The organism is Mixta tenebrionis, from assembly GCF_006517625.1.
In the GTDB taxonomy this organism is placed as follows: Bacteria; Pseudomonadota; Gammaproteobacteria; order Enterobacterales; family Enterobacteriaceae; genus Mixta; species Mixta tenebrionis.
Map to the genome: position 1 here is coordinate 1 of NZ_VHQI01000008.1, position 12,108 is coordinate 12,108.

The window sequence follows — 12,108 nt, forward strand, 5'->3', positions numbered from 1 at the left end:
CCATCTTTGCGCTTATCTGTCATTCATTTACCCCCTATTTATTGCACACCCTTTCCGCAACGCGGAAGCGGGCTGTCCGTCCTTTTTCGTTTCCGACATGATACAGACAGACTGGTACAATATCGTATGTAATCAGGTACGCTGGGTAAGCACAGAGTCAACCAGACCGTACTCAACGGCCTCGCTGGCGGAAAGGAAACGATCGCGTTGCGTATCACGTTCAATAGTTTCTATGCTCTGACCCGTATGTTTCGCCATCAGCTCGTTCATCAGCTGTTTGGTCTTCACGATTTCACGCGCATGGATCTCAATATCAGAAGCCTGCCCCTGGAAGCCGCCCAGCGGCTGGTGAATCATGACGCGGGCGTGCGGCAGACAGAAACGCTTGCCTTTGGCGCCTGCGGTCAGCAGGAAGGAACCCATAGAGCAGGCCTGTCCCATACAGATAGTGCTGACGTCCGGCTTGATAAACTGCATAGTGTCATAAATAGACATGCCTGCGGTAATCACTCCGCCCGGCGAGTTAATATAGAGGTAGATATCTTTTTCCGGGTTTTCCGCTTCCAGAAACAGCATCTGGGCCACAATCAGGTTCGCCATCTGATCTTCAACCTGACCGGTAAGGAAAATGACGCGCTCTTTTAACAGGCGGGAAAAAATGTCGTAAGAACGCTCGCCGCGCGAGGTTTGTTCGACCACCATAGGCACCAGCGCCATGTGAGGCGCGGAAAATTCACGTTCGCCATTGTATGACATTACCGTCTCCTGGATAAATTTCATTGGCAACACTCTGTACCGATTCTACTCAAGTGAGCACATGAAAACCACGCTTCACGCAGCCACTCTCCGACGCTATCCGGACGGTCAATCAGTCAGCCTTACATTTCTCAATCTACGCGAGAAACGATCTGGGGGCGCTGCCCCGCTGTTTCAAGCATAACAACCTTTTCTTCAATCGCTAAACCGGATTACCATCATACTGAATAACCTGGCGCTTAATTAGCCAATAAGGCGCATAAAAGGCGATTTCAGAAGCAAATAAACAAAAAGCCCGCACCTTGCGGCAGCGGGCTTTCAGCTGTTAAAGCAGCGAAAATCAGGCCATGGTGGTCTGATTCATCAGTTCCTGGAATTTAGTGGCTTTTTCAGTCACTTTGGCTTTTTCCAGTACCGCTTCAACCGCCTGCTCTTCCAGCGCGACGTTGCGCATATTGTTCATCAGCTCATTATTTTTGCTGTAGAACTCGATCACTTCCTGCGGATCTTCGTAGGCGGACGCCATTTCTTCAATCAGCGCTTTTACGCGATCTTCGTCAGCTTTCAGCTCGTTGGCGCGAATCACTTCGCCCAGCAGCAGACCAACCATTACGCGGCGTTTCGCCTGCTCTTCAAACAGTTCGCGCGGCAGCTCCAGCGCCTGTTTTTCATTGCCGCCGAAGCGCTGCGCAGCCTGGCGACGCAGCACGTCGATTTCACCGTCGACCAGCGCTGAAGGCACGTCGATTTCATTCGCTTTGATCAGGCCGTCGATCGCCTGGGTTTTAACGCGGTTACGCACCGCGCCTTTCAGCTCGCGTTCCATGTTTTTACGCACTTCGGCGCGCAGGCCAGCGACAGAACCATCTTCAACGCCGAAACGTTTGATAAATTCTTCGGTCAGCTCCGGCAGTTCGCGCTCTTCAACTTTTTTCAGCACGATGGCGAACTTCGCATCTTTCCCTTTCAGGTTTTCAGCGTGGTAATCTTCCGGGAATTTTACTTCGATGGTGAATTCGTCGCCGGCTTTGTGGCCGACAACGCCTTCTTCAAAGCCTGGGATCATCCGGCCCTGGCCCATCGCCAGTACGAAATCCGACGCTTTGCCGCCTTCAAATTCTTCGCCGTCTACGGAACCGGTAAAGTCGATGGTTACGCGATCTTCGGCAGCCGCTTCACCTTCTTTTTCTGACCAGGTCGCCTGCTGCTTGCGCAGGGTTTCCAGCATGGCATCCACGTCTTCATCGGTCACTTCGACAATCGGTTTTTCTACTTCGATTGCATCCAGACCTTTCAGCTCAACTTCCGGATAGACTTCAAACTCAACCGAGTAGGTGAAATCTTCACCCTGCTTGTACTGCCCCGGTACGTAGTTCGGCGCGCCAGCCGGATTGATTTTTTCTTTGATGATCGCCTCAACAAAGTTGCGCTGCATCAGATCGCCCAGCACATCCTGACGAACGGAGGCGCCGTAACGCTGCGCGACCACGCTCATCGGTACTTTACCCTTACGGAAACCGTCGATACGGACTTTCTTCGCTACCTCGACCAGCTCTTTTTTCACAGCGCTCTCGATGCTGTCAGCAGCGACAGTAATCGTAACGCGACGGCCCAGGCCCTGAGTGGTTTCTACTGAAACTTGCATCTTGTTACCTCAAAAAATCACGAGCTCGGTCAACTTCAGACAGCGCGGATTACCGTAACCCACGCTATCCAACAACCGGGACGGCCTCTGATGAAGAACCCAATTCCCTGTTACCAGAAGCGTCCCGAAGCAATTCCGGAAAAATAGACGCCGCATTATAGCGGCATCGTTTTACCGCGTCGAGAACGCAAACCGCCCGCGGCTTCGCAGTTTGGCGGAAATTAAGCGAAAAATAATAAAAAACGCCGAATGAAGCGCGCAAAATTCAGACAAAAGAAAACGGCCCGCGGGCCGTTCAGAAAAAACATCGCGCTGAAATCAGGCCAGCGTCCCGGCGCCGCGACAGTTAGGCGAAGCCAGTACGGTATCCTGCAACCCCTCCCACTCTTTCAGCGTATAGGTGTGCAACGCCAGCGCGTGCACGCCGCCCGCCAGCTCATCGCTTAGCGTGCCGTAAATGGCGCGATGGCGCAGCAGAAAACGCTGGTTGGCAAAGCTGTCGCTGACGATCACCACTTTAAAGTGGCTTTCTGAGCCAGCCGGTACATTATGACGATAACTCTCATCATGAACTTCCAGATGAGCCGGTTGAAACGCCGTTCTTAACTTTTCTTCTATTTGTTCGCGAATCATGACTTACACTCCTCTACGGCAGTGAGCTACGCCCCATCTCTTTAAATATTAGTCGCTTTTCTTCCTTTTCCGCAGGCAAGGAGAAAAAAACTGTCCCGGTTGTTTCATTGCCGGCGGGCGCGCGCGCGTAACAGCGATCGTCGCGCTGGAGAAAAAACAAGCAGGATGATGAATTTACGCGCCGCCGGGGCTTTTTTCACGGAAAGGCAATGATATGATGGCTGCTGTTTTATCGGCAATATCATTCAGACATATGAGAACATAAGCATGTTAAAACGACTCCTTCTTCCGCTGCTGGCCGCCTTTATTTTGGCTGGCTGCGCCAGCAACAGCAATACGCTTGACGTGCAGCCCGTTATTCAGCTGCCCCAACAGGATCCCAGCCTGATGGGCGTAACCATTAGCATTAACGGCGCTGACCAGCGTGCCGATCAGGCGCTGGCGAAAGTCAACCGCGACGGCCAGCTGGTTACCCTGACGCCGGGGCGCGATCTGCGTTTCCTGCTGCAGGAAGTGCTGGAGAAACAGATGACCGCGCGCGGCTATATGGTTGGTCCTAACGGCGCGGTGGATCTGCAAATCGTGGTCAATAACCTTTACGCCGACGTAACGCAGGGCAATCTGCGCTACAGCATTACCACTAAAGCGGATATTTCTATTATCGCCAATGCGAAAAACGGCAATAAGCAGGTGAAAAACTACCGCCAGACCTACAGCGTCGAAGGCGCATTCAACGCCACCAACGAAAAAATCACCAAAGCCGTCAACTCAACGCTGAGCGACGTTATCAGCGATATGGCTCAGGACACCAGCGTCAACGATTTTATCAAACAAAACGCACGTTAATGATTTATTACGGCCCGGCAGGAACGCCGGGCCGTTTTGCAGGGAAAGATCGTTGTGGCTAATCAACTGTTACGTATTTTCACCCAGCGCAACGCTGCGGTGCTGCTGCTGCTGGGCTTCGCTTCCGGGCTCCCTCTGGCGCTAACCTCCAGCACGCTGCAGGCGTGGATGACCGTCGAGGGCGTGGATCTTAAAACTATCGGCTTTTTCTCGCTGGTTGGGCAGGCCTATGTTTTTAAGTTTCTTTGGTCGCCGCTCATGGATCGCTATACGCCGCCCTTTTTAGGACGGCGCCGCGGCTGGCTGCTGATCTCCCAGCTGCTGCTGATCGGCGGCATCGTCCTGATGGGCTTTATGGAGCCGGCGCGGCATCTGACGATGCTGGCGGCGCTGGCGGTACTGATCGCCTTTTGCTCCGCCTCGCAGGATATTGTCTTCGACGCCTGGAAAACCGACGTGCTGCCGCCGGAAGAGCGCGGCAACGGCGCGGCGATTACCGTATTAGGCTATCGCCTGGCGATGCTGGTTTCCGGCGGGCTGGCGCTCTGGCTGGCGGATCGCTATCTCGGCTGGCAGGCGACCTACTGGCTTATGGCGCTGATGATGGTGCCCGGCGCGATCGCCACGCTGCTGGCGCGCGAGCCTGACGGCGCAATTGTTCGCCCGCATTCGCTGGAAGAGGCGGTTATCGCGCCGCTGCGCGATTTCTTTAATCGCGATAACGCCTGGCTGATGCTCTCCCTGATTGTGCTTTATAAGCTTGGCGATGCCTTCGCCGCCAGCCTGACCACCACCTTCCTGATTCGCGGCGTCGGTTTTTCCGCCGGCGACGTCGGGCTGGTGAACAAATCTCTCGGCCTGCTGGCCACTATTATCGGCGCGCTGTACGGCGGCATGCTGATGCAGCGGCTGAGCCTGTTCCGGGCGTTAATGCTGTTTGGCATACTGCAGGCGCTCTCCAACCTGGCCTACTGGCTGCTGTCGGTGACCTCGCCGCACCTGTGGAGCATGGCCTGCGCGGTCTTCGTGGAAAACCTGTGCGGCGGCATGGGCACCTCAGCCTTTGTGGCGCTGCTGATGAGCCTTTGCAACCGCTCTTTTTCCGCCACCCAGTTCGCGCTGCTCTCGGCGTTTTCCGCCGTCGGCCGCGTCTATGTCGGCCCGGCGGCAGGATGGCTGGTTGAGCTGTGGGGATGGCCGACCTTTTACGCTTTTTCCATCGCGGCCGCCCTGCCGGGGCTGCTGCTGCTGGCCGCCAGTAAAAACAGCCTGCTGCGGGCGCAGCAAAGCGAGCAGTTCAGCGTCCGTCGCTGCTGGCCGGCGGCCTACCGCTGGGCGCTACGTTTGCTGGCCGGCGGCAGCGCGCTGCTGGCGCTCTGGCTGCTGCTGCTGGCGCTGGAAGCGAGCAACCTTCTGGCTGCGTCGGTATCGCCGCTGATTTTATTCAATACCGGTTGTCTGCTGGCGCTAATCGGCATATTTACCGGTACGCTGCTTGACTATCTGGCGCTGCGCAAACCGCCTGTCACGAAATAAAAACGCCGCGTTTAATTACCATGCAGCTGGCTCAGAAAAATAAGCGCCAGCTGTAAATAATATTGTCCGACTTTCCCCGCAAAAATTTAACCCGCCGTTTTAACTACCGCCGTCTAATATTAAAAAACGGTGCGTAATTATTCATGTTTAATAATTATCACTTAAATGATGCAAATTTGTTAAACTATTGAGGCTCGATTACGTTGTTTAGATTCATCCCTTCCTATGAGCGGGTAAGGACGTCTTTTTTCGTTATATTAACTCAACTGCCTGACCCTGTTCATATTATGTCACTTTGTGTAACAGATGTGACACCCTTAGCAAAAGGTGTCAACACAGTCCTGACACGTTCTTAAGCTGGTTTACACTGCATAAACCTTCCCGTAAAATGCCGCCACACTTAAACGACAATAGAGCCCTTGTCATTGAGGTCGTTAAATGAGACTCAGGAAATACAATAAAAGTTTGGGGATTTTGTCATTAACTGCAGGTACTTTATTGTTAAGTGGCTGCGATAGTGCGTTGTTAAATCCCAAAGGACAGATTGCAATGGAGCAGCGTTCGCTGATACTGACGGCCTTTGGCTTGATGTTGATCGTCGTAATACCCGCAATTCTGATGGCTGTGGTGTTTGCCTGGAAATATCGTGCGTCTAACACTAATGCAAAATACAGCCCTAACTGGTCCCACTCTAATAAAGTGGAAGCGGTGGTCTGGACCGTTCCGATCCTGATCATTCTTTTCCTGGCCGTGTTGACCTGGAAATCAACCCACGCGCTGGAGCCGGGTAAGCCGCTGGTTTCCGACGTGAAGCCGGTTGAGATCGATGTAGTTGCGCTGGACTGGAAATGGCTGTTTATCTATCCGGAGCAGGGTATTGCCACGATCAATGAAATCGCATTTCCGGTAAATACGCCGGTGAATTTCAGGATTACCTCAAACTCCGTCATGAACTCCTTCTTCATTCCGACCCTCGGCAGCCAGATCTACGCCATGGCGGGCATGCAGACCAAACTGCACCTGATCGCCAACGAGGCCGGCACCTTTAACGGCATCTCGTCTAACTTTAGCGGCCGCGGATTCTCAGGAATGAAATTTAAAGCTATCGCGACTCCCGATCGGGCTGGCTTCGATCGTTGGGTAGCGCAGGCGAAACAGGCACCGGATACCTTAACCACCATGGATGAGTTCGAGAAGCTGGCGGCGCCAAGCGAGAATCATCCGGTTGAGTACTTCTCCAAAGCTAATCCTGAGTTGTTCAGGCAGGTTATTGAAAAATTCAAGATGAGCCACGGAGAGATGGACATGTCAGGTCATGAAGGCATGGACATGAGTGAAGCCTCTCACGCGGGAGCCGAGGAATAATACGATGTTCGGAAAACTAACACTGGATGCAGTGCCGTATCATGAGCCGATTATCATGATTACGGTGGCCGCCATTATTCTTGGTGGTCTGGCCCTTGTCGCTGCCTTAACTTATTTCGGCAAGTGGAAATATTTGTGGACGGAATGGCTGACCTCCGTCGATCACAAAAAACTGGGTATCATGTATGTGATCCTCGCCTTCGTCATGCTGCTGCGTGGCTTTGCGGACGCCATTATGATGCGCGGCCAGCAGATGCTGGCCTCGGCCGGGGAGGCTGGCTTCCTGCCGCCTCATCACTACGATCAGATCTTTACCGCCCATGGCGTTATCATGATCTTCTTCGTGGCGATGCCGTTCGTGGTCGGTTTGATGAACATTGCTGTTCCTCTGCAGATCGGCGCGCGCGACGTAGCCTTCCCTTTCCTGAACAACCTGAGCTTCTGGTTTACCGCCGTTGGCGTGATTCTGGTTAACCTGTCGCTGGGCGTTGGCGAGTTCGCGCAGACCGGCTGGCTGGCCTATCCGCCGCTGTCGGGGGCGGAGTACAGTCCGGGCGTCGGGGTAGATTACTGGATCTGGAGCCTGCAGCTTTCCGGTATCGGTACGACATTAACGGGTATTAACTTCTTTGTTACTATCCTGAAAATGCGTGCTCCTGGCATGACCATGTTTAAAATGCCGGTGTTCACCTGGGCTTCGCTCTGTACTAACGTACTGATTATCGCGGCATTCCCGGTACTGACCGTCACTCTGGCGCTGCTGACCCTCGACCGTTATCTGGGCTTCCATTTCTTTACCAACGATATGGGCGGCAACATGATGATGTATGTCAACCTAATCTGGGTATGGGGCCATCCGGAAGTTTATATTCTGGTTCTGCCGGTGTTCGGCGTGTTCTCTGAAGTGGTTGCGACTTTCTCGAAAAAACGCCTGTTCGGCTACACCTCGCTGGTGTGGGCGACCGTGGTTATTACCATTTTGTCCTTTATCGTTTGGCTGCACCACTTCTTCACCATGGGCGCAGGCGCGAACGTTAACGCCTTCTTCGGCATCATGACGATGATTATCGCCATTCCGACCGGCGTGAAGATCTTTAACTGGCTGTTCACCATGTATCAGGGGCGCATTCAAATGCACTCCGCCATGCTGTGGACCGTAGGCTTCCTGGTCACCTTCTCCGTGGGTGGTATGACCGGCGTGCTGCTGGCGGTGCCGGGCGCAGACTTCGTACTGCACAACAGCCTGTTCCTGATTGCGCACTTCCATAACGTGATCATCGGCGGCGTGGTGTTCGGCTGTATGGCCGGCGTAACCTACTGGTTCCCGAAAGCCTTCGGCTTCACCCTGAACGAGACCTGGGGTAAACGCGCCTTCTGGTTCTGGATTATCGGCTTCTTCGTTGCCTTTATGCCGCTGTACGCGCTGGGCTTTATGGGGATGACCCGTCGTCTGAGCCAGGATATCGATCCGCAGTTCCATCCGCTGCTGGTGGTAGCTGCCGTTGGCGTAGGCCTGATCGCGCTGGGCATTCTTTGCCAGCTGATTATGTTCTGGGTTTCGGTGCGCGATCGTCACGAAAACCGCGATCTGACCGGCGATCCCTGGGGCGGACGTACGCTGGAGTGGTCAACCTCCTCTCCGCCGCCGTTCTATAACTTCGCAGTGGTGCCGCACATCAATGAGCGTGACGCCTTCTGGGAAATGAAAGAAAAAGGCGAAGCGTACAAACAGCCTGCTCATTACGAAGAGATTCATATGCCGAAAAACAGCGGCGCAGGACTGATTATCGCCCTGTTCGCGACGGTCTTTGGTTTCGCCGCCATCTGGCATATCTGGTGGCTGATGGGTCTCTCCTTTATCGCGATGATTGCGAGCTGGGTCATTAAGAGCTTCGACGAAGACGTTGATTACTATGTTCCGGTCAAAGAGATCGAAGCAATTGAGAATCAGCACTTCAAAGATATCAGCAAAGCAGGTCGGAAATAATGGCACAAACACTGTCTAAACAGCACGTCGCCCATGCGGAGCATGGGCATCATGATGCGGGAGCCAACAAGGTCTTTGGCTTCTGGATCTATCTGATGAGCGACTGCATTATCTTTGCAACCCTGTTTGCAACCTATGCGGTTATGGTTAACAACACGGCGGGCGGACCGGCGGGTAAAGATATTTTCGAACTGCCGTTCGTGCTGGTCGAAACCGCCCTGCTGCTGCTGAGCTCCATTACCTACGGTATGGCCGTGATCGGCATGAACAACGGCAGCAAAGGCGCGGTTAACCGCTGGCTGGCGCTGACTTTCCTGTTCGGTCTGGGCTTTATCGCGATGGAGATCTACGAGTTCCATCATCTGATCGAGGAAGGCTTCGGCCCGGATCGCAGCGGCTTCCTGTCCGGCTTCTTCACGCTGGTCGGCACCCACGGTCTGCACGTGACTTCCGGCTTGATCTGGATGCTGGTGCTAATGTTCCAGATCGCGAAACGCGGTCTGACCGATACCAACCGCGCCCGTATCATGTGTCTGAGCCTGTTCTGGCACTTCCTTGACGTGGTGTGGATCTGCGTATTTACCGTTGTCTATCTGATGGGGGCCATGTAATGAGTCATTCTGTTAACGAACATGGCGCCTCTCACGGCAGCGTGAAGTCATATATGATCGGCTTCATCCTCTCTGTCATCCTGACGGCGATTCCGTTCTGGATGGTAATGGATGGCGGCGCTTCGCATGGCACAATTCTCAGCGTGGTTCTGGTGTGTGCGGTAGTCCAGGTGCTGGTTCATCTGGTTTTCTTCCTGCATCTGGATACCAAATCTGAAGGCGGCTGGAACTTTGTGGCGATTGTTTTCTCCGCCATCATTATTCTGATAGTCGTCGTTGGCTCGCTGTGGATCATGTGGAATCTCAATTACAACATGATGATGTCCCACTAAAGAGTCGCTCGTGATGATTAAGCAATACCTGCAAGTAACAAAACCAGGAATTATTTTCGGGAATTTAATTTCTGTTATCGGGGGTTTTCTGCTGGCTGCCAAAGGCAGTATTGATTACACCCTGTTTCTCACCGCCCTCGTTGGTGTTTCGCTGGTGGTCGCATCAGGTTGTGTTTACAACAACTTTATCGACCGCGACATCGACAGAAAAATGGAGAGAACCAAGAATCGAGTGCTGGTTAAAGGCCTCATCTCTCCGAAAGTAACCCTGGTTTATGCAACCGTATTAGGTATTGCTGGCTTTGCGTTGCTGTATTTCGGAGCAAACCCGCTGGCCATGTGGCTGGCGGTGATGGGCTTCGTGGTGTACGTCGGCATCTATAGCCTTTATATGAAGCGTAACTCGGTTTACGGTACGCTGATTGGCAGCCTCTCCGGCGCCGCGCCGCCGGTGATCGGCTACTGCGCGGTGACCAATGAGTTTGATGCTGGCGCGCTGATCCTGCTGGCGATCTTTAGCCTGTGGCAGATGCCGCATTCCTATGCGATTGCCATTTTCCGCTTTAAAGATTACCAGGCAGCGAACATACCGGTTCTGCCGGTGGTGAAAGGCATTTCCGTGGCGAAAAACCATATCACGCTCTATATTCTGGCGTTTATGATCGCCACGCTGATGCTGTCGCTGGGCGGCTACGCTGGCTACAAATATCTGGTAGTTGCGGCGGCAGTTAGCGTGTGGTGGCTGGGAATGGCGCTTTCGGGTTATAAAACCTCTAACGATCGCGTTTGGGCGCGTAAGCTGTTCGTATTTTCCATCGTTGCCATCACCGCGCTGAGCGTGATGATGTCGGTAGATTTTATGGCTCCGGCTTCTCACGATCTGCTGACCTGGGTACGCTAATCGCAAGCAACATCTCTCAGGGCGCATCTGCGCCCTTTCTTTTTGTTACGACTGCTTAAACACTTCTGTTTTACCCGCCCTGCCCTGCTGCTTAAAATGTTGTCGGCAATAATACTGAGGTTGTAATGAACGATAATAAAATGACACCGGTTGAACTGCGGGCAACCTGGGGTTTAGGCGCCGTTTTTTCTTTACGTATGCTGGGCATGTTTATGGTGTTGCCCGTGCTGACCACTTACGGCATGGCGTTACAGGGCGCCAGCGAAGCATTGATTGGCCTGGCGATCGGTATTTATGGTCTGGCGCAGGCTATTTTTCAGATACCCTTTGGCCTGCTTTCCGATCGTATCGGCCGTAAGCCGCTGATCGTCGGCGGGCTGCTGGTGTTTGTCGCCGGCAGCGTTATCGCCGCCAGTACCGTATCTATCTGGGGCGTGATCCTGGGACGCGCTTTGCAAGGCTCCGGCGCCATCGCCGCCGCCGTGATGGCGCTGCTTTCCGATCTGACGCGCGAGCAAAATCGTACCAAGGCGATGGCGTTTATCGGCATTAGCTTCGGCATTACGTTCGCTATCGCCATGGTGCTGGGCCCGATTGTTACTCACGCTTTCGGTTTGCATGCGCTGTTCTGGATGATTGCGATACTCGCCAGCCTCGGCATTGTGATTACGCTGCTGGTGGTGCCGAATGCGCCGCATCATGTGCTGAATCGCGAATCGGGCATGGTGAAAGGCAGTATACGTGAAGTGTTAATGCAGCCGCGCCTGCTGAAGCTGAACGTCGGCATTCTTTGTCTGCATGTGTTGCTGATGTCAAGCTTTGTCGCCCTGCCCGGCCAGTTTGAACAGGCGGGATTTCCGGCGCAGCAGCACTGGAAGGTTTATCTGGTGACGATGCTGATTGCCTTCGTCGCCGTGGTGCCCTTTATTATTTACGCCGAAGTAAAGCGCCGCATGAAGCGGGTGTTTATCTGCTGCGTGGCGCTGATTCTGGTCGCGGAGATTGTGCTGTGGGGCGCCGGCGGTCATTTCTGGACGCTGGTGACCGGCGTACAGCTTTTTTTCGTGGCGTTTAATTTGATGGAGGCGATTCTGCCTTCGCTGATCAGTAAAGAGTCGCCGGCAGGTTATAAGGGCACCGCGATGGGAATTTATTCCACCAGCCAGTTTCTCGGCGTGGCGATCGGCGGCAGTCTCGGCGGTTGGGTGTTCCAGAATTTTGATGCCCAGACGGTGTTTCTGTTGGGGGCGATAGTGGCTACGCTGTGGCTGTTGTTAAGCACGACGATGCAGGAACCGCCCTATGTGAGCAGTCTGCGTATTGTTTTGAGCGAGCATGCGTTGAATGATGCGCGTCTGGAACAGAAGTTACGGGCGCAGCCCGGCGTCTCTTCAGTGTTTATCGTACCGGAAGAGCGCAGCGCCTATGTAAAAATTGACAGCAAGGTGACCAGCCGGGTTGAGCTGGAGGCGCTGCTCGCCAGCGCGTAAGGTTGC

Annotated in this window: 11 protein-coding genes; 8 read left to right on the forward strand and 3 right to left on the reverse strand. The window is 53.8% G+C overall.

Annotated features, from left to right (window positions below; translation table 11 throughout):
• Positions 1-132: 132 nt before the first annotated feature.
• From clpP to bolA, 3 genes are all read right to left on the reverse strand, one after another.
• Positions 133-756 carry an ATP-dependent Clp endopeptidase proteolytic subunit ClpP gene (gene clpP, locus FKM52_RS13790; RefSeq protein WP_141176754.1) on the reverse strand — a complete coding sequence of 208 codons (624 nt, stop codon included), beginning with the start codon at positions 754-756 and terminating at the stop codon, positions 133-135.
• 340 nt (positions 757-1,096) lie between these two features.
• Positions 1,097-2,401 carry a trigger factor gene (gene tig, locus FKM52_RS13795; RefSeq protein ID WP_141176755.1) on the reverse strand — a complete coding sequence of 435 codons (1,305 nt, stop codon included), beginning with the start codon at positions 2,399-2,401 and terminating at the stop codon, positions 1,097-1,099.
• A 318-nt stretch (positions 2,402-2,719) separates the two neighbouring features.
• Positions 2,720-3,034, reverse strand: coding sequence for a transcriptional regulator BolA (gene bolA / locus FKM52_RS13800; protein WP_141176756.1), 315 nt, complete (start codon positions 3,032-3,034; stop codon positions 2,720-2,722).
• A 267-nt stretch (positions 3,035-3,301) separates the two neighbouring features.
• Here bolA and FKM52_RS13805 point away from each other — a divergent pair, with 267 nt between their 5' ends.
• From FKM52_RS13805 to FKM52_RS13840, 8 genes are all read left to right on the forward strand, one after another.
• A complete protein-coding gene (locus tag FKM52_RS13805) occupies positions 3,302-3,880 on the forward strand; it encodes a lipoprotein (protein WP_141176757.1) in 579 nt (192 codons plus the stop codon).
• Positions 3,881-3,934: 54 nt separating this feature from the next.
• Positions 3,935-5,416 (forward strand): muropeptide MFS transporter AmpG, encoded by a 1,482-nt coding sequence (gene ampG, locus FKM52_RS13810; RefSeq protein WP_141176758.1) that lies wholly within the window; start codon positions 3,935-3,937, stop codon positions 5,414-5,416.
• Positions 5,417-5,854: 438 nt separating this feature from the next.
• Positions 5,855-6,781 carry a cytochrome o ubiquinol oxidase subunit II gene (gene cyoA / locus FKM52_RS13815; RefSeq protein WP_141176759.1) on the forward strand — a complete coding sequence of 309 codons (927 nt, stop codon included), beginning with the start codon at positions 5,855-5,857 and terminating at the stop codon, positions 6,779-6,781.
• Between the two features lie 4 nt (positions 6,782-6,785).
• Positions 6,786-8,768 (forward strand): cytochrome o ubiquinol oxidase subunit I, encoded by a 1,983-nt coding sequence (gene cyoB, locus FKM52_RS13820; RefSeq protein ID WP_141176760.1) that lies wholly within the window; start codon positions 6,786-6,788, stop codon positions 8,766-8,768.
• Positions 8,768-9,379 carry a cytochrome o ubiquinol oxidase subunit III gene (locus tag FKM52_RS13825; RefSeq protein WP_377090106.1) on the forward strand — a complete coding sequence of 204 codons (612 nt, stop codon included), beginning with the start codon at positions 8,768-8,770 and terminating at the stop codon, positions 9,377-9,379. Before cyoB ends, FKM52_RS13825 begins: the two co-directional genes overlap by 1 nt.
• Positions 9,379-9,711: a cytochrome o ubiquinol oxidase subunit IV gene (locus FKM52_RS13830; RefSeq protein WP_141176762.1), complete on the forward strand. Its 333-nt coding sequence runs from the start codon at positions 9,379-9,381 to the stop codon at positions 9,709-9,711. Before FKM52_RS13825 ends, FKM52_RS13830 begins: the two co-directional genes overlap by 1 nt.
• A 13-nt stretch (positions 9,712-9,724) precedes the next feature.
• Positions 9,725-10,612 carry a heme o synthase gene (gene cyoE, locus FKM52_RS13835; RefSeq protein ID WP_141176763.1) on the forward strand — a complete coding sequence of 296 codons (888 nt, stop codon included), beginning with the start codon at positions 9,725-9,727 and terminating at the stop codon, positions 10,610-10,612.
• 125 nt (positions 10,613-10,737) lie between these two features.
• Positions 10,738-12,102: an MFS transporter gene (locus tag FKM52_RS13840; RefSeq protein ID WP_141176764.1), complete on the forward strand. Its 1,365-nt coding sequence runs from the start codon at positions 10,738-10,740 to the stop codon at positions 12,100-12,102.
• Positions 12,103-12,108: the final 6 nt, after the last annotated feature.

Bases quoted from the DNA above. Each gene is read 5' to 3' on its own strand.
- cyoA (WP_141176759.1), top strand. From the start codon at position 5,855: ATGAGACTCAGGAAATACAATAAAAGTTTGGGGATTTTGTCATTAACT.
- cyoB (WP_141176760.1), top strand. From the start codon at position 6,786: ATGTTCGGAAAACTAACACTGGATGCAGTGCCGTATCATGAGCCGATT.
- clpP (WP_141176754.1), bottom strand. From the start codon at position 756: ATGTCATACAATGGCGAACGTGAATTTTCCGCGCCTCACATGGCGCTG.
- tig (WP_141176755.1), bottom strand. From the start codon at position 2,401: ATGCAAGTTTCAGTAGAAACCACTCAGGGCCTGGGCCGTCGCGTTACG.
- FKM52_RS13840 (WP_141176764.1), top strand. From the start codon at position 10,738: ATGAACGATAATAAAATGACACCGGTTGAACTGCGGGCAACCTGGGGT.
- FKM52_RS13805 (WP_141176757.1), top strand. From the start codon at position 3,302: ATGTTAAAACGACTCCTTCTTCCGCTGCTGGCCGCCTTTATTTTGGCT.
- cyoE (WP_141176763.1), top strand. From the start codon at position 9,725: ATGATTAAGCAATACCTGCAAGTAACAAAACCAGGAATTATTTTCGGG.
- bolA (WP_141176756.1), bottom strand. From the start codon at position 3,034: ATGATTCGCGAACAAATAGAAGAAAAGTTAAGAACGGCGTTTCAACCG.
- FKM52_RS13830 (WP_141176762.1), top strand. From the start codon at position 9,379: ATGAGTCATTCTGTTAACGAACATGGCGCCTCTCACGGCAGCGTGAAG.
- FKM52_RS13825 (WP_377090106.1), top strand. From the start codon at position 8,768: ATGGCACAAACACTGTCTAAACAGCACGTCGCCCATGCGGAGCATGGG.